Annotated in this window: 15 protein-coding genes; 9 read left to right on the forward strand and 6 right to left on the reverse strand. The window is 59.4% G+C overall.

The window, feature by feature from the left end:
• Nucleotides 1-208: 208 nt before the first annotated feature.
• From FTW19_RS11315 to FTW19_RS11325, 3 genes are all read left to right on the forward strand, one after another.
• Nucleotides 209-1984 (forward strand): sodium:solute symporter family protein, encoded by a 1776-nt coding sequence (locus tag FTW19_RS11315; RefSeq protein ID WP_222705574.1) that lies wholly within the window; start codon nt 209-211, stop codon nt 1982-1984.
• Nucleotides 1985-1994: 10 nt separating this feature from the next.
• Nucleotides 1995-2243: a hypothetical protein gene (locus FTW19_RS11320; RefSeq protein WP_147647723.1), complete on the forward strand. Its 249-nt coding sequence runs from the start codon at nt 1995-1997 to the stop codon at nt 2241-2243.
• A 153-nt stretch (nt 2244-2396) separates the two neighbouring features.
• A complete protein-coding gene (locus tag FTW19_RS11325; RefSeq protein ID WP_147647724.1) occupies nt 2397-4871 on the forward strand; it encodes a serine/threonine-protein kinase in 2475 nt (824 codons plus the stop codon).
• An 80-nt stretch (nt 4872-4951) separates the two neighbouring features.
• On the opposite strand, the gene FTW19_RS11330 is transcribed toward FTW19_RS11325, so the two are convergent.
• Nucleotides 4952-5839, reverse strand: coding sequence for a TrbI/VirB10 family protein (locus FTW19_RS11330; protein WP_147647725.1), 888 nt, complete (start codon nt 5837-5839; stop codon nt 4952-4954).
• Between the two features lie 318 nt (nt 5840-6157).
• Between FTW19_RS11330 and eno the strand changes: the two genes are divergently transcribed.
• The 4 genes from eno to FTW19_RS11350 all read left to right on the forward strand — a co-directional run bounded on the left by eno (nt 6158) and on the right by FTW19_RS11350 (nt 11257).
• Nucleotides 6158-7450: a phosphopyruvate hydratase gene (eno, locus tag FTW19_RS11335; RefSeq protein WP_147650593.1), complete on the forward strand. Its 1293-nt coding sequence runs from the start codon at nt 6158-6160 to the stop codon at nt 7448-7450.
• Between the two features lie 135 nt (nt 7451-7585).
• Nucleotides 7586-9193: a 2,3-bisphosphoglycerate-independent phosphoglycerate mutase gene (gpmI, locus tag FTW19_RS11340; RefSeq protein ID WP_147647726.1), complete on the forward strand. Its 1608-nt coding sequence runs from the start codon at nt 7586-7588 to the stop codon at nt 9191-9193.
• A gap of 177 nt (nt 9194-9370) precedes the next feature.
• Nucleotides 9371-10294 carry a hypothetical protein gene (locus tag FTW19_RS11345; protein WP_147647727.1) on the forward strand — a complete coding sequence of 308 codons (924 nt, stop codon included), beginning with the start codon at nt 9371-9373 and terminating at the stop codon, nt 10292-10294.
• Between the two features lie 57 nt (nt 10295-10351).
• Nucleotides 10352-11257, forward strand: coding sequence for a hypothetical protein (locus FTW19_RS11350; RefSeq protein ID WP_147647728.1), 906 nt, complete (start codon nt 10352-10354; stop codon nt 11255-11257).
• Here the strand turns inward: FTW19_RS11350 and recR are convergent.
• The 4 genes from recR to FTW19_RS11370 all read right to left on the reverse strand — a co-directional run bounded on the left by recR (nt 11254) and on the right by FTW19_RS11370 (nt 14896).
• On the reverse strand, nt 11254-11853 hold the full coding sequence (gene recR / locus FTW19_RS11355) for a recombination mediator RecR (protein WP_147647729.1): 600 nt from the start codon (nt 11851-11853) through the stop codon (nt 11254-11256). The two genes, FTW19_RS11350 and recR, sit on opposite strands and share 4 nt — an antisense overlap.
• A gap of 4 nt (nt 11854-11857) precedes the next feature.
• On the reverse strand, nt 11858-12190 hold the full coding sequence (locus tag FTW19_RS11360; RefSeq protein ID WP_147647730.1) for a YbaB/EbfC family nucleoid-associated protein: 333 nt from the start codon (nt 12188-12190) through the stop codon (nt 11858-11860).
• Nucleotides 12191-12225: 35 nt separating this feature from the next.
• Complete coding sequence (gene dnaX, locus FTW19_RS11365) at nt 12226-14340, reverse strand: DNA polymerase III subunit gamma/tau (RefSeq protein WP_147647731.1); 2115 nt, start codon at nt 14338-14340, stop codon at nt 12226-12228.
• A 94-nt stretch (nt 14341-14434) separates the two neighbouring features.
• On the reverse strand, nt 14435-14896 hold the full coding sequence (locus FTW19_RS11370) for an SET domain-containing protein (RefSeq protein WP_147647732.1): 462 nt from the start codon (nt 14894-14896) through the stop codon (nt 14435-14437).
• 108 nt (nt 14897-15004) lie between these two features.
• On the opposite strand from FTW19_RS11370, the gene FTW19_RS11375 reads away from it, so the two are divergent.
• Nucleotides 15005-15772 (forward strand): tetratricopeptide repeat protein, encoded by a 768-nt coding sequence (locus FTW19_RS11375; protein WP_147647733.1) that lies wholly within the window; start codon nt 15005-15007, stop codon nt 15770-15772.
• A 2-nt stretch (nt 15773-15774) separates the two neighbouring features.
• Here FTW19_RS11375 and FTW19_RS11380 read toward each other — a convergent pair whose 3' ends face one another.
• Nucleotides 15775-16182, reverse strand: a complete 408-nt coding sequence (locus FTW19_RS11380; RefSeq protein WP_147647734.1) for a hypothetical protein — start codon at nt 16180-16182, stop codon at nt 15775-15777.
• A gap of 108 nt (nt 16183-16290) precedes the next feature.
• On the opposite strand from FTW19_RS11380, the gene FTW19_RS11385 reads away from it, so the two are divergent.
• The gene (locus FTW19_RS11385; RefSeq protein WP_246153689.1) at nt 16291-17502 is read left to right on the forward strand and encodes a hypothetical protein; all 1212 of its coding nucleotides are present in this window, start codon (nt 16291-16293) and stop codon (nt 17500-17502) included.
• Nucleotides 17503-17507: the final 5 nt, after the last annotated feature.

Below are 17507 nucleotides of genomic sequence, written 5' to 3' on the forward strand. Positions count from 1 at the left end.
GACACCGAGCTTCATATTAGCCTGACCGTCGTCCCGGGCCAGAGAGGCACGCGGCGCAGCCGAACTCTCCTGGTTAACGACCTACGATGCACCTCCCCCTCGGTAAGGTTGCCGACACCGAAGGAAGGGCTTCCGTGAGATATCAGTAATCCGGTTAGAATGAGCGCGATGACGATGTTGCCCAAAATCGTCAGGACTGGATTCCATAGTGACCCTGACCTTCATTGACTGGCTGATCATGCTGGTCTACTTCGTTTTCGTGCTCGGCATCGGATTTACGCTGAAGCGTTACATGCGGACCAGCAACGATTTCTTCCTTGCCGGCCGCTCCATTCCGGCCTGGATCTGCGGTCTGGCCTTCATCTCAGCCAACCTGGGAGCCCAGGAAGTCATCGGCATGGGCGCCTCCGGCGCCAAGTACGGCATCGCCACCAGCCACTTCTACTGGATCGGCGCCGTCCCGGCCATGGTCTTTGTCGGCATCTTTATGATGCCCTTCTACTACGGCTCCAAGGCTCGTTCCGTGCCGGAGTACCTGCGGCTGCGCTTCGATGAGAAGACCCGGGCGGTCAATGCCTTCAGCTTCGCCATCATGACGGTCTTCAGCTCGGGCATCTCCATGTATGCCATGGCGCTGCTGATCCAGACCCTGGGGCTGTTCCGCGGCATTATTCCCGACCAGTACATCTTCCATGTCTCGGTTCTGCTCAGCGCTGTCATCGTGCTGGCCTATATCTTCCTGGGCGGACTCACCTCGGCCATCTACAACGAAGTACTTCAGTTCTTCCTGATTGTGGCCGGTTTCGCTCCGCTGGTCTGGGTGGGCCTGAAGAACGTCGGCGGATGGCATGGAATTCAGCAGCGCCTGCCCGGCGCGATGACCCATTCCTGGCAGGGCATGACCCACGCCAATACCAACCCCCTCGGCGTGGAGTGGTTCGGCCTGGTCATGGGACTCGGCTTTGTGCTCAGCTTCGGCTACTGGTGCACAGACTTCCTCGTCGTCCAGCGTGCCATGGCGGCTAATTCTGAGGAGAGCGCACGCCGCGTTCCCTTGATCGCGGCCATCCCCAAGATGTTCTTCCCCTTCCTGGTCATCCTGCCCGGCCTGATCGCAGTCAGCGTGCCTGCCGTGCAGCATGTCGCGGAGAACCATCTGGTCGGTTCCAGCACTGCGGGAACGAGCCTTGGCATTATTCCGCAGAAGGTAAACCCGGTCAGCGGAGCTCCGATGCTCGACGACAAGGGCCAGCCGGTCTATAACTACGACCTCGCCATTCCGGCGCTGCTGCTCCACTATTTCCCCTCGGGTATCCTCGGCCTGGGACTTACTGCGCTGCTCGCCAGCTTCATGTCAGGCATGGCGGGCAATGTGACCGCCTTCAACACGGTGTGGACCTACGACATCTACCAGAGTTACATCAACAAGCGCGCTACTGACGCCCACTATCTGATGATGGGACGCATCGCGACTATCGGTGGCATTTTGCTATCGATTGGCGCGGCGTACGCAGCGACCAGCTTCAACAACATCATGGACGCGCTGCAACTGGTCTTCAGCTTTGTGAATGCGCCTCTCTTCGCCACCTTCCTTTTGGGAATGTTCTGGAAGCGCACTACCGGACACGGAGCCTTCAGCGGTCTGATCCTCGGTACCGGAGCAGCTCTGCTGCATCATGGCCTGACACTGCCGCAGGATGCCGCTCCCGGCCTCCATGGCGCCTGGATCAAGCTCGTCCACACCTATCCCAGCGATATGGCGCAAAACTTCTGGACCGCAATTGTGGCCTTCTCTGTCAACCTGCTGGTGACCGTCGCTATCAGCCTGATGACGAAGCCTCGGCCTGAGCCCGAACTGGTCGGTCTGGTCTACTCACTCACACCCAAGCCGGTGGAAGAGCATCTCGCCTGGTGGCAGAAGCCGGCATCGCTGGCGATTGCTGTTCTGGTCTTGCTGGTGATTCTCAACCTGGTGTTCGCGTAAGGAGGAATGCATGGGACTCGATATCCGTTTTCCGCTCGGCCTGATGTTTCTTGTGACCGGCGGTCTGATGACCGTCTATGGATTCTTCACCCGCGGCTCAGCCATCTATCAGAAGTCGCTGGGCGACAATCTGAACATCCAATGGGGAATCGTGATGTTCCTGTTCGGCGCGCTGATGTGGTATCTGGGCAAGCGCCAAAGCTGGAAGAACGATCCTGTGAATCCGCGTCCATGGGAGCGGCCACAGTATCCGCACTAAGGTAAGAGTTAGAAGTTGCAAGTTGAAAGTTGAAGAGGTACGGCATGGGCGGGCGAAGTGATTTGCCCGCCCATGCCGTCTTTCGCGACGCGCAACTCAGCGCATGAGCCTGTGTTGAGTAAAGTTCCACAGCCGACTTGCGATAATCAAGATATGAAGCAACGACAGGTGGAGCAATATGAGATTGTCCGAAAGCTGGGCGCGGGCGGTTCCGGCGTCGTCTATCTTGCCACGGACACTCTGCTGCAACGTCCCGTCGTCCTTAAGCTGATCAAGCGTGGAGCTCTGACCGTCGAACAGATCCGGTCGACCGTTCTGCGTGAGGCCCGGCTCGCCTCCGCCATCGATCATCCCAATGTTTGCGCGATCTATGACACGGGTGAGACCGAGGATGAAGCATTCATTGCCATGCAGTACATCCCCGGCAAGGGCCTGGACAAGGTCATCGGCGAGGGTCCGGCGAGCCTGCAGCTCATCCTCTCGGCAGGCATGCAGATGGCAGACGGCCTGGCTGCCGCGCATGCGCTCGGTATCTTCCATCGCGATCTGAAGCCTGCCAACGTCATGCTGACGGATGGCGGCCTGATCAAGATTCTCGACTTCGGCCTCGCTCGCCGGCTCTCGGCGGAAGACATGCATTTTGACCCGGTGAAGCCTGGTGACAAGCGCGATGCCAATGCTCCCGTGGGGCCGACGTATACGGCACGCGGCGGAACCGTGGCTTACATGGCTCCGGAGCAGTTCGTGACCGGGCAGTCGAGCGTTCAGAGCGACATCTTTGCGTTGGGACTCATCCTGTACGAGCTCGCTGCCGGCCGCCATCCGTTCCATCGTCCCGATGCGCCGGAGTTCCAGTCCATTCGGGCGATTCAGTTCTCCGATCCGCCTCCACTACGCGAGATTGCGCCCTCGCTCCCACAGGAACTGGAGAGCGTTATCCTCCGCTGCCTGGAGAAACAGCCGTCGGCACGTTTCGGATCGGCAGTAGAGCTACGCGAGAGCCTGAAGACCATTCTGACCACGATGCAGCTTGAAGCTGTCGTGGTGCCTGGCGGCTCACCGCTCGCCCGTCCGCTCGAGACGCCGCAGGAGGAAGAGAAGCGCTCCACCGGCATTTTGTCGATGCTTGCCGAGCGTTTCCGCGACAGCGCCGAGACTCCTTCCAAGGAAAACTCGATCGTCGTTCTTCCGTTCGTGAACTTCGCTCCGGCAGGTGATGTCTCTCCGCTCTACGGGCATGCGCTCGCCGATGCTATGTCGGCCAGGTTGGCGCGTATCTCGGATCTAGTCGTGCGTCCCACCAGCGCCCTGATGAATGTGCCGGTGCAGCAGCTTGATCCGCTGGCTATCGGCCGCAAGCTGCTGGTGCAGTTTGTGCTCGCCGGAAACTTCCTGCGGTCGGAGAAGGGCTTTGACCTGAACTGGCAGTTACTGGACGTTGCCGGGCAGAGCATTCTCGCCGGCGGCGCCATCAGTGTGGCCTCGTTCGATCTGGTCGCCGTGCAGACGGAGATCAGTAATGAGGTCTTCGCCTCGCTGCAGGGCTTTGGCGGTCTGAAACGCAAGCGCGCCGCCGGAGTTCCGAGTACATCTTCACCGCTGACGGAAGACACCTCAGAGGACTATCTCCAGGGCCGTGCGATTCTTTCCAGCTTCATGCAGACGACCGGATCGCGTGACGACCTTGATCGGGCTCGGAAGCTGCTGGAGGCGGTGGTAACGCGGAACCCGAACTTTGCTCCGGGATGGACTGGTCTCGGTATCGCGCAACTGCAGTATGCCCGTCATGGTCTGGGTGGCCAGATGCATCTGCTGGAGGCACGCCGTGCCTTCGACAAGGCGTTGTCGCTCGATCCCGGATCGATTGAGGCGAATCTCTATCGCGTCTACATGCTGCTCTCACGTGGCGAGAAAGAGAGTGTTCGTCACGGGATCGAGAATCTGCTGCAGACCGCGGAAAACGAATGGAACGTGCACACCATCGCCGGCATCACCTTGCGGCTCGATGGCATGTACGAAGAAGCGCTCGATCAGTTCTCGACCGCCCTCCGCCTCAATCCCTCGGGAGCCCCGAATATCTACAACCATCGCGCCCGCGTCTATCAGTACCAGAACCAGTTGGAGCTGGCCGGTGATGAGATTCAGAAGGGCCTGACACTGCAGCCCGATCACGCTCTGCTGCGCATCACCCAGGGATATCAGCTGATGCGCCGGGGAGAGTTGCAGAAGGCCGTAGAGACACTGGAGTCGGTGGTTGCGGACGATCCCTCGCTGCGCATCATGTCGCCGACGATTGCGATGTGCTACGTGCAGCTTGGAGACCGGCAGAAGGCCTCGACCTTCATCCTGGATGAGACGTTGGCGGCTGCCGAGGCCGACTCCGAGATGGCCTATCGCCTGGCTACGTACTTCGCGGTAGAAGGCGATGAGAGCGAAGCATTGCACTGGTTGCGCCGCGCCATCTACCTGGGGAACGAGAATTATCCCTGGTTCTCAATCAACCCGGCATGGAGCAAGCTGCGCGGCCACGCAGACTTCGAGCGCATTCTTGAAGACCTGAAGAAGAGCTTCCGGAGAAACCAGAAGAACTGGAAGCGCCTGCTCAGCAACGTCCGCAAGCTAGGTTGAACTATTCAACCATTCAACTATTCAGCGCAAAAGAAAGAGGCCGGGTTCTCCGGCCTCTTTCTTTTGCGCTTTAGCAGTCTTTAGTTGTGCAGGGGCGTGGTCATCATCGGCACGCTCAGCGCGAAGTCGATGGTGGAATCCTTCATGATGGTGAGCTGGCGGTCCTGCTTCAGCCAGACCACGGTCGAGGCGCCGGCGCCGATACCTGCGCCTACCAGAGCCCCCACACCGCCGCCAATCATGGCTCCTGCAGCGGTGGCGCCACCGGTAGTAAGTCCCATGGTAGCCAGGGTGCCCTTGGCGTGATCCCGGCGAACGATATCGCCTTCGCTGCCGATACGAGCGGTTCCTTGCTGGTCGGTATCGATGACCTGCGCATGGACGACAAAGTGCGTTCCGTCAGGCAGGTTGATCTGCTGTGGCTCCAGGTGAATCAGGGCTGCACCGCGGATCCGCTTGCCACCACGTACTTCCGTCACGCGCCCGACCATCTCCGAACCGGCGGGGATGATGACATGGCCATCGCGCGAAACATCCTGAGCAATCCGGGCATGGAAGGGAGCGCCGAGCGGGGTATCGGTTGTGGAGATCTCATCGTTGAGGTGCACACGGATCAGCGTGCCCTGCGGAAGTTCACCCTTGGGGGAGGGGACGTAGGTCACTACACCGCTATCAGGGTCCGCGTCGGTATGCGTTTTCAGCTCAGCGACAGCGGTGGGAGCAGGGGCTGCCGGTACCGGCTTGGGAGCGGCAACGGGAGCAGGCATTGTCTGAACCGGAGCCGGAGCCGGTGCCTCGCCGAGGGCGGGCGGAACCGTGGCGACGGGCTTAGCTGCGCTGGGCTTCTGCGGGGCGGCGTCCTGCGTATAGTCCTCATTGGGGGGCACGGATACGCCGCTTTGCTGCGCAAACAGCGGCGCAATTGACAGAAGCAGGGCAGCGGTGGATACAGAGTGCTTGACGGACATAAAACCTCGCGCGCGCAAGAAGCGCAATTGTATAGACCAAGCGTAGCCCTATAGGTTGCGGATGTGACCACCCGGGAACCTCGGTTGCAAACACTGCTACGGCACCGTTAAAGCTGGCGTGGTCAGTCCACTGGGCGGTTTTCGGCTGCTAAAATTTTCTAGAAACGAGAGTTATTCCGTATGGCAGAGCTTGTCGAGATGATCGCCGGAGTGGGTGGCAGCGCTATCGCTGTCGATCGCCGTCCGAAACTCAACGACCGCCTTGCCCATCGCATTGTGCGCCCCTCGGGCGTGCTGTCTACAGATTTGAGGAGAGAGATGACCGAGATTGTTTCCATTCACGCCCGCGAGATCCTGGATTCGCGTGGAAATCCGACCGTTGAGGCCGATGTCCTGCTCGCCGGTGGCGCGCTTGGCCGTGCCGCTGTGCCCTCGGGCGCATCTACCGGTGAACACGAGGCTGTTGAACTGCGTGACGGCGACAAAGAGGTTTACCTCGGTAAGGGCGTGCTGCAGGCCGTCGAGAATGTCGAGAGCATCCTCGCTCCGGAGCTGGCCGGCATGGACGCCAGCAACCAGCGCCTGATCGACGCGACCATGATTGCCATCGATGGCACCGAGAACAAGAGTAAGCTGGGCGCTAACGCCATCCTGGCCGTCTCGATGGCCACCGCGCGCGCCGCCGCCGCGCAGCTCAAACTGCCGCTGTATCGCTACCTCGGCGGCGTGAATGCCTGCATTCTGCCCACACCGATGATGAACATCCTCAACGGCGGCGCACACGCCGACAATACTGTGGATTTCCAGGAGTTCATGGTTATGCCGGTCGGCGCGGAGAGCTTCTCTGACGCACTGCGCTGGGGCACTGAGGTCTTCCACACGCTGAAGGGCGTGCTCAAGAAGAAGGGCCTGAACACCGCTGTTGGTGACGAGGGCGGCTTCGCTCCTTCGCTGAAGTCAAACGTTGAAGCCATCGAGGTGATCCTTGAGGCCATCGAACTGGCCGGATACAAGGCCGGTGAGCAGATCGCCATCGCACTCGATCCTGCCTCGTCTGAGTTCTACAACAAGGAGACGGGTAAGTATGTCTTCAAGAAAAGCGACAAGCGCGAGCTGAGCAGCGAAGAGATGGCGTCGTTCTGGGAGAGCTGGTGCCGTCAGTACCCGATCGTCTCCATCGAAGACGGTCTGGCGGAAGATGACTGGGCCGGTTGGAAGCTGCTGACCGATAAGATCGGTAACTTCGTGCAGCTCGTCGGTGACGATCTCTTCGTCACGAACTCCCGCCGTCTGCAGCAGGGCATCGAGCAGGGCGTAGCCAACTCAATCCTGATCAAGGTGAACCAGATCGGTACGGTTTCGGAGACGCTGGAAGCTATCGCTCTGGGCCGCCGCTACGGATACACCTCGATCATCTCGCACCGTTCGGGCGAGACCGAAGACACCTTCATCGCCGACCTGGCGGTAGCTACCGGTGCAGGACAGATCAAGACCGGTTCGGCCAGCCGCACGGATCGTATCGCCAAGTACAACCAGCTTCTCCGCATCGAGGAAGAGCTGGGGCCGGGCGCCGAGTTCCTCGGAATTGAATCCATCAACTGCGGTGAGTAGCAGTTGTGAGAAGCCCTCTTCAAACTTCCTTTGTGACGATGGGTGCGCTGCTGCCGGCAGCTGCACCCATTGTTGCAATAGGGGCTGAGCCGCCGGCAGCCGAAGCAGTACACCAACGCGGAAAGTGAACCAGTAATGTCAAAGAACAAGCCGCTCGTCCTGACCATCCTGGATGGATGGGGTATCCGCACCGAGACCAAGGGTAATGCCATCGCTCTTGCCCGCAAGCCGAACTACGACCGTCTGTTGGCGGAGTATCCCAATACGACGATCCGCGCCAGCGATCACTTTGTCGGTCTTCCTGATGGACAGATGGGTAACTCGGAGGTCGGTCACCTGAACATCGGCGCCGGCCGTATCGTGCGCATGGATATCGTCCGCATCGATGAGACAGTCTCGAAAGGCGACTTCTTTACCGATCCCACGCTGGTGAAGGCGATGCAGGCTGCTGCTCATGGGCGGGCGCTGCATCTGATCGGCCTGGTGTCGGACGGCGGTGTGCACTCGCATCAGCGGCATCTCTATGCGCTGCTGAAGATGGCTGCAGAGCAGGGTCTGAAGAAGGTCTATGTGCATGCCTTCATGGACGGTCGCGACACACTGCCGAGCTCCGGGGCAGGCTATCTGGAAGCCCTCTCCCAGAAGTTCCGTGAGTATGGTGTGGGCAAGCTGGCTTCCGTGAGCGGACGTTATTATGCGATGGACCGCGATCTGCGCTGGGAGCGCGAGGCCAAGGCCTTCGATGCCATGGTGAAGGGGCACGCCGAGGGCGGAGCTTATGAGGACGCCATCGCCCGCGTGCGTGAGGGTTACAACAACGGCGTTACTGACGAGTTCATCGTCCCCTTTGTCGTTACTGAGCACGGCAAGCCGGTAGCAACCATTCAAGACGAGGACGCGGTCATCTGCTTCAACTACCGTGCCGACCGCGTTCGCCAGATCATTCGCGTCCTGGCTCGCAACTCGCACCTCTCCAAAGACGACGGACGCGAGTTGCCTAAGTCTGCGGAGCTCGAACTGGAGATTCCACGTCCCGGTGTGCCGAAGAACCTGCACGTGGTGACGATGACGCAGTACGACAAGAACTTCACCCTGCCCATGTATCTGCAGCCGGAGAGCATGGAAAACCTGCTCGCCAATGTGATGGGCAACGCCGAGCTTCGCAACCTGCGTGTGGCCGAGACCGAGAAGTACGCGCATGTCACCTACTTCTTCAACGGCGGTATCGAGAAGCCCTTCGCCGGCGAAGAGCGCGAGCTGGTGCCTTCGAAGAAGGTTGCGACGTATGATCTGGCTCCCGAGATGAGCGCCGAAGGAATCGCCGAAGTTGTCGAGAAGGCAGTCAACGATACGGCCTTCGATGTGATTGTCGTTAACTTCGCGAACGCGGATATGGTGGGCCACTCCGGCAAGATCGAACCTACGGTCAAGGGCGTGGAGACGGTCGATTACTGTCTGGGCCGTCTGTACAAGGCGATCAGAGCCCGTGAAGGCGCCATGATCGTGACGGCCGACCACGGTAACGCCGAGATGCTGATTGACCCGACCACCGGAGGGCCGCACACCGCGCACACCACCAACCCCGTGCCCTTCATCCTGGTGACCGATCAGGGCAAGAAGATCGGCGTGCGCGACGGTGGCTCGCTGCGCGACATCTCTCCGACGATTCTCGGGCTCCTCGGAATCCCGCAGCCCAAGGAGATGACGGGAGGCGACCTGCGGGTGCTTCCTCCAACGAAGTAGAGCGTCGCTGTAAATTCAACCAACCCGTGCGCTGGGTGGCCCATGTCCCCTTAGGGATATGGGCCCGCCTTTACCTTCCCATGCAAAGTTCTCACGGAGTGGGCTTACATCCTGCTTTTAAGAAAAGTACGACCGGTTTTCCCCTGATTGCGTCATAATTTCGTTCGCGAGAGCACCGTGAAACTCCTGTCTCTTCTTCTACTGACGTCTGTTGCAATGGCGCAAACGAGCCCGGAAACCGTCGGTGATGCATTGGCGGCGAACGGTGTGCCTATGGGCTTGATTACACCTGCTGAGCAGACCGCCGGCATGCGCAACGGCCATGTCATAAGCAATGACCATGAGGTCGTGGTCGCCTGGTATGCCGAAGACGGTGAGTTTCTCAAACCACCGCTGTTTCTCACCCGGTATGACCGCCACACAAGGCAGATGGAAAGGGCGGAGCTGACGGGCAGCAGCGCTCTCGGCGCGAAAGGCTTTCGAGAACCGATCGCTCTCAAAGAGCTTCCGGACTTATGCCTGGGAAGCTTGAACTCCATTGAACGGGTTGGCAGTGTGTTGTTGATTGGTACGCATATCAATCCCTCTGCGGCCTGCACCATCGTGCTTGGCCCGCGTCTTAATTTGCGCCACTCCATCTATGGCTGGGTTCTTGGAAGAGATGAGGACGATCTGATTCTTGAGGAATCGATGAGGCACTTTGCCCCGATTCATCCTGGAACTCTTGATGTCTTTCATATTTCCACTGGCGCCATGCAGCGGATTTATCCGCGCAAGGTAGATGCCGCCAGAAAGACTTATCAGGAAGCTCTGAGGAAGGTTATGCCCCCCGAAGCTGGATGCGGGGAGGATAACCAGATCTGTAGCGTTGATGAACTTGATAGCGACATTAGTGCCGTAAAAGTTTTGGGGCGAAACAGGTTTCGCTTCAGCGTAACGCTTTCGCCGGCGGGAATGGGCGAGCGCGCCGAACAGGAGATGCCGCAGCAAACGAACGGTTACGTTGCGACCCGTGTCGCTGGTGTATGGCATTTGCGGGCGGAAGGTGATCGCGAGCAACCTATGACAGTGAAAACAGCTCCTTCGTCTTTGCGGCGATGATTTCCATTGCAAAGCCTTGTGGTGTAAGGCAGCATGAAGCCATCTGGGAGAGCTTCGTTGCGCGTCTTTGCTCTTGGCTGTGTTGTGTTGGTTGCGACCCTTTGTTGTTCAGGACAGCAGAAGATCACTGCGGCCGGGGTGCTTACAGCCAACGGTGTGCCCGACTCTCTGATCCTTCCAGGAGAACGATCGCTGCTTCTAACTAGCGTTTCGACGGAAACGTTCGGGCCGAACCGCTACATCGCATGGTTACCGATAGATAGCGGAGACGCGATAGGCGGGCCTTTGACGGTAGTGCGCTACAACACCACCGATCACCATATCGAGCGCCGGGTATACAAAGACGGGGATGGCGTTCGCGATGCTCGTTATAAGGGGATGCCTGCTGGTCGCGAAGTCTCGGGTATGTGTTTCGAAAACGATCTCGGAGACTGGCGGGAGCAAGGAGGCTGGCTGACCCTTGGTTTTCACGTCAATCCATCGGAAGGCTGCGCCTTTATCTTTGATGACAAGTTTAACTTCCGGTTTGAGATCGATGGATGGATATGGACCGCCGTAGGGCGGTCACTGATTGTTGTAGAGAACCTTCGTCACTTTGCGCCCACACATCCAAACGCGTTGGATGTCTTCTCCCCAGTGACCGGAAAGCTCGAACCGATCTATCCCCGTCCGGACGACCCCGTGCGAAGCGCGTATCAGAAACGACTCAAACCCGTGATGGCTACGCCGCAAGAGTGCGCGGCGAAAAATCTCTCCTGTGATCTGCATTCCATCGATGCAGACATCGACGACATTACCGTCATATCCCCGACGTCGTTTCGCTTCGATATCACTCTGAGTGCCACAGGGATGGGTGGGACGGCGGAAAAAGAGGTTCCCAGTCTGACCACGCGGTATCTGGCAACATCGATCGGCGGATCGTGGAAGGTGAAGCCCATTCGTTTGCCCAGAGGGCACGATTAGAGCTGGCGGCGATTGTCGAGAGCACGGCTCAACGTGATCTCATCGGCGTACTCGATATCACTTCCCGCAGGAACGCCTGTGGCGATGCGAGTGACGGGAAGGTCGGGAGCCAGCCTGTGGATTTCCTGGGCTAAATAGTGGCTTGTCGCCTCACCCTCAACGGTCGGAGAAAGCGCAAGAATAACTTCCTCTATTTCCGATAAGCGATTGAAAAGATTGGCCGTGCGGAGTTGCTCGGGGCCGATGCCATTCACTGGGGAAAGAGTCCCGTGAAGGACGTGGAAAACTCCGTTCCATGTCCGGGTCTTTTCGATCGCGCCAATGTTGGTCGGCTCTTCTACGACGCAGACCAGGCGTTGGTTGCGGGTAGGGCTGGAGCAGATCGCGCAGGGATCGATGTCGGTGATGTTGTTGCAGCGCGAGCACAAGCGAAGGCTCGCCTTGAGCTGAAGAATCGCCTTGGAGAGAGCTTCGGCGTCCGTCGTGCTGGAGCGCAGGATGTGAAAGGCGAGCCGCTGCGCCGACTTCGTACCGATGCCGGGAAGTTTGCGCAGCTCTTCGATCAGCCGCGCCATAGGTTCTGCGAAGCGGGCCATGAGGTTAGGTCAGTCCCGGAATGTTGAGACCGCCAAGGGCCGACTGAACCCCCTGCTTCATGATCTCGTCGGCTTTGCGGCCGGCTTCGTTGATGGCGGCCTTGATCAGATCTTCGAGCAGCTCGATATCGGCAGGCGAGCCCATGCCAGAGGAAAAGGCCGTGGGGTCGATCTTGAGAGAGAGCAGTTCCTTCTTGCCGTTCATGCGGGCCGTAACCATGCCTCCGCCTGAGGTGGCTTCGACCTCGGCCTGGCGGAGCTTCTGTTCCATCTGCTCCTGCATCTGACGGGCCTGGCCCATCATCTCTCTCATCTTCGCGATGTCGGAAAAGTTCATACGTTTGTTGGACGGTCTGTTGATCGGTTGAGGGTCTATTTTTCGCGCAGGTCGATGACGGTTCGAATCTCTGCGTTGAACAGCTTCTGCGCCTGCTGCACGATGGGATGCTCCATGGCAGTTGCTTTGACGGAGCCTGCTGCAGCGGGGCGATCCTTCTTCGCTGCCGCGTTGGCTGCCGAGCCGGCCAGAAGCACCAGCTTCAGGTCTCCAGCGCCCTGCAGTCGCAGGGACGCCTTGATGATCTTCTCCGCCTCCGCGTTGATCAACAACTTCAACATGCCGGCCGAGAGTGTCGTCTGGACGCGCAGCTCGTTGCCTTCGATGATGAAGGTGGACTCATCCATCTGGTCGGCAGCGGAGCTGTGGCCCTTGCTGGCGGAGAGCTCATTGACGATGGCGTTCTGCAGTGCGGCGATGTCGTAGCCTCCTGCCGCCTGGGCTGCGGTTGGGGTTGGCGTTGCGACCGCTGTAGCGACGGGGGCAGGAGCCGGAACCACTACCTCAACTGGAGTTGCAGGCGGAGCCATGACAGGAGCGGGTGGGGGAGCCATCACGGGCTCCGCGATCGGTGTAGCAACCGGCTCGGCGAATACAGCAATGGAGGGCGCTACCGGCTTCGGCACGGCGATAGGGCTCGGTGTCGACGGCGCCTCCACCACTGGCTCAACGAGCGCGACCGGGGCCGCGACTTCTGGCAGGGGCGCCGCGGCTGGAAGCACAGGCTCAGGAGCCAGTGCCAGGTTGCCGGCTGTCTGGTCGATAGGAATAACGTTGTTCAGCGTTGGCCGCGAAGACATTTCTGTCTTGCGTGAGCGGTCTGCCTCGAAGGGAGAGAAGGCGGGTTTCGCCGGAGCGGCTGATGTGGCCGAGGTAGAGCTTCCAGGTTGCCCGCCGGAGGGGCGTGCCGGCGGAGGCGTTGCAGGCCGTACCGGCGGCGCTGCCGCAGCAGGGCGTGAGCTGGCTCCCGTCGGTGCAGGGAGCTGGCTGAGCAGGTCTTCCACCGGCAGCAACCGCTGCAGGTGAACCAGCTTCAACAGGCCGAGCTCCAGATGGAAACGTGGCTCCTGGCGAAAACCGAGATCGTCGAAGGTACGCAGCATCACCTGCAGAAAACGCGTCAACTCTTCTTCGGTGAAGAGCTGGGAGCTGCGGGTGGCGCGCCGGCGCTCATCCTGCGAGATCTGCAGCAGGTCGCTCTGATTGTTCTCTTCGGTCAGGTTTGCGATCTTGGCGACGACGCAGTTGCGCAGGTAGCGCACAAACTGACGGGAGATCTGTGTCGGGGAGTTGCCGGCGTCCAGCAACCGCGCTGCTGTCTGAATCACGACGGCGGACCGATTTGCGCTGACGGCCTCGAGGATCTCTTCAAAGACCGTGTTCGGCACACTGCCCATCAGATCGCGAATCTGAGTAGCGACGAGCTGTGCCTTGCCGTCCACCACCGGGGCGGAGGCGATGGCCTGGTCCATGATGGAGAGCGCGTCGCGCATGGAGCCGTCGCCCGCTTCCGCCAGAAGAGCGAGCGCAGCGTCATCCGCGGCGACATCTTCCTGCTGGGCGATGCCGCGCAGCTCGGCCAGGATGTCGTCATGTCGAACCGCGTGAAAGCTGAAGTGCTGGCAGCGCGAGCGGATAGTCTGCGGAATGTTCTCCGGCTCGGTGGTCGCCATCATGAAGACGATGTGGTCGGGTGGCTCCTCCAGCGTCTTGAGCAGGGCGTTGAAGGCGGCATCGGTGATCTGATGTGCCTCGTCGAGGATGTAGATCTTGTAGCGGTCGCGCGCCGGACGGTAGCGGGCGGCATCGCGCAGCTCGCGAATCTCATCGATGCCGCGGTTAGTAGCGGCGTCGATCTCGATGACGTCTACTGCATTGCCCTGGCGGATTTCGATGCAGGAGTCGCACTTCAGGCAGGGCTCGGCGGTGGGCCGCTCAGCCGAGCCGATGGCATTGCGGCAGTTCAGGGCCGACGCAAGAATGCGGGCGATGGTCGTTTTGCCGATGCCGCGATGGCCCGAAAAGATGTAGCCATGCGCGATGCGCTGCTGCTCCAGAGCATTGATGAGCGTCCGGGTGACGTGATCCTGTCCGGCCACGTCGGCAAAACGGAGAGGGCGATACTTGCGGGCAAGAACCTGATAGGCCATTGTTACTGGCGTTGATTGTATCGCCGGGAGGGGTGTGGAGATGCGGGTACCGGATTAAGGCACATCCTGGAACCGTACCCGCGGCGATGAAAATTCAAGCCCGGCCGGCTTTTGCAGTACGCGCTGCGATGCGTTTGCGCCGGCGAATCTCCTCTTCGCTGAACATCGTGCCGCGGCAGACGTTGGCGCCGCAATAGCAGGGCTGGTCTTCTTCGTCCGAGTCGTAGAGGTTGTACTCGTAGGTTAGTTCTTCGCCTGGGGCGATGTTGCGGATAGCGACAACAAAGACACGTTCATCGATCTCCTGCGTCTCACAGTTAGGGTTGCAGGAGTGATTGATGAACATCGCCGCACCAAAGCCATCGATCACCGTATTGCGATCACCTACGCCGAACAGATAGGTGACGAAACGGTCGGCATAACGTTCGTCGGCGACGTCCTTTGTAATGCGAGGACCATCATATTCAACAATGCGTGCGCCCTTACGGATGGGCGTAGTGGTGTAGCAGCCGGCTGCATGGATGGCACTGGAGCGGATGACGAGTGTCGCTGGCATAGATTGTGTGGGTGTATCCCTGTGGGGAGAGAGTAGCACGGAACGCCTGTGAACAAATGGTATGACGTGGGTTGGCGGCGCCACAGGTCACGGCGTCTAATACGACATATGCGTTGGCTGGTTTTGAGCTCGGTTGTGATGTTGAGTGGCCTCTGCTGGTCGCAACAGCAGCAGCCCGCGAAGTCGTGCCAGGATGCGGCAGGTAAAACCGTGGCCTGCGACGATCCAAAGGCGAAGACAAACGATCCGCAGACGCCGCAGCAGGTAAAGCAGGCATTTCCGTTTCCTGAAGAAGAATCACGGAAGGCAGCTGAAGGAAAAGATACGCCGCAGGAGCCAAAGCCTGAGGCGGATGCGCCTTCTGCTCAGAAGCCGGTAACGCCGGCCGATGTCAAAAAGAGCTTCCCGTTTCCGGGGGAAGATGCAGCCCCCGCAAATGACCCTGCAGGAAATTCCTCCTCTTCGTCCCCCAACTCCTCCTCTTCGTCGTCAAGCGGTAGCAATCCCAGCGATGAGTCGAAGACCGCTGAGGATGAGGACGCCGGTCCGGCGACTCCGACAGGTGTGAAGTTGAAGGATCTGGGCAGCCGGGGCGAGATTACGAAGAAGCAGACCCCCGAACAGCGTTTCGATGAAGACCTGAAGGTGGCCGATTTCTATCGCAAGGACGGAAACATCCAGGGCGCTTACAACCGTTATATCGATGCGCTGGATCAGTTTGCCGACGATCCGGATGCTCACTTCGGCGCTGCCGAGATGGCGCTGAAGCTCGGCAAGAAGGACGAAGCGCGGCAGCACTTCGAGGCCGTGTTGAAGGCCGATGCCGAGCCAAAGACAAAAAAGGCGGCAGAGAAGGCGTTAGCTTCGCTGAAATAGCTTTAGGCCTCGTCGAACTCTTCTTCAATATGCAGGTAGCGGCGCATGTAGCGCAGGGGTTCCTCTGCTGAAGCCATCTCGCGGAGATGGTATTTCCACGCATCCGTGCGTGCGGAACGGCGTGTATAGGGCTTGCGGATGACGGTGCCGATGGTACCGTCCGCCATGCGCCGTTGAAAGCTCTGGGAGGGCACCTGGAAGGTGATGGGTTCGCCGGGCTTCCAGAAGGCGTGCGCGAACTCATGAGAAAAGAGCAGGGCGTAGTAACGGCGCTGCTCACAGAGCGTGGCTATAGCGTCTTCGCCACTGGTCCAGGGCAGGCCAAGGCGGCTAATGTACCACTTCCGGAAGGGAAAGCCATTGGCATGGGCCTTTCCCACAAGCAAAGTCAACAGTTCGTACCGCGTCATAAAGACAGGAGAAGCGTCCAATTACAAATACTGCAGTGACCTTACGCTAGGTTGCCCGAAGCAAGTGGTCAAGACAAAAAGACGTATTTGATGGTGAGATGGAGTCTGATGAAGGTACGAAGCGTTGTAGTGAGTCTAGTGGCGGCGGGGATTCTGACAGCCTCGCAGCCCGTGTGGGCACAGGCACACCATACCAATCCCCTGAACCTGGATCCGATCGTTCGGGAAGGGTTTGAGCGTTTTTACGACTTGGATTACGACGGCGCACTCCAGCGTTTTGACAGGGTGGAGGCGGCGCATCCCGAGGATCCGATGGCCGTGGGGTATCAGCTCCTGGTCACGCTCTATCGCGAACTCTACCGGCAGGACCTGCTGGATACCACCTACTACGCCCACGACAGCTTTATCTTCAATAAACGCGAGACGAATGTCAGTCCTGCGGCGCGCCAGCGGATCGAAGAGTTGACCAACAAAGCCGTTGATCTTGCGGAGCGTCGCCTGAAGATCGATCCAAAGGACAAAGATGCCTTGTTCGCCCGTGGATACGCCAAGGGTATGCATGCGTCATTCGCCACACTCGTGGACCATTCTTTTTCGAAGGCCGCGAAGGAAGGCCTCTCCTCCCGTACAGATTCGGAAGAGGTGCTGAAGATCGACCCTGATTATGTGGACGCGAAGATGGCGATGGGAATTCAACAGTTCGCCGTCGCCAGCCTTCCCAGGCTGGTCCGTATTATGGTCGGAATCTTCGGCGTGGGCGGCAATAAGGAAAAGGGGCTGGTCCTGCTGCGGGACTGCGCTGCGCGCGGAACTGTGACCAGTGTGGAGTCTCGTACGGCGCTCAGCCTGTTTCTACGGCACGATGGACGATACGGGGAAGCCCTGGGGGTAACGCAGACTCTGGTGGCGCAATATCCGCACGATTACCTCTTCCGCCTGGAAGAGGCGAATCTTTTGAAGGACGGCGGTACCGGCATGCGCGCGGTTGATTCCTATCGGGCGGTCATTGCGGATGCGCACAAGAACGGATACTTCATCGAGCCCCGGCTGCATATGGCCTACTATGGCCTGGCGGAAGCGGAACGTGGACAGAACCTGATCCATGACGCTGCCGATCACTACCTCGCCGCGGCTTCGGCTCCAGCCGCAAGCGACTGGGTAAAGAAGCGTGCGCAACTGAATGCGGGCCAGATGCTCGATCTACTGGGTCGACGCGACGATGCAGTGCGTCAGTACCAGTTGGCCTCGGCGCCGATCGGGGACCAGAGTCAGGCTGATGAAGCGCGCAAATACCTGAAAAAGCCTTACAAAGGGAAGTAGATCTG

This window comes from Terriglobus albidus (assembly GCF_008000815.1).
Lineage (GTDB): Bacteria > Acidobacteriota > Terriglobia > Terriglobales > Acidobacteriaceae > Terriglobus > Terriglobus albidus_A.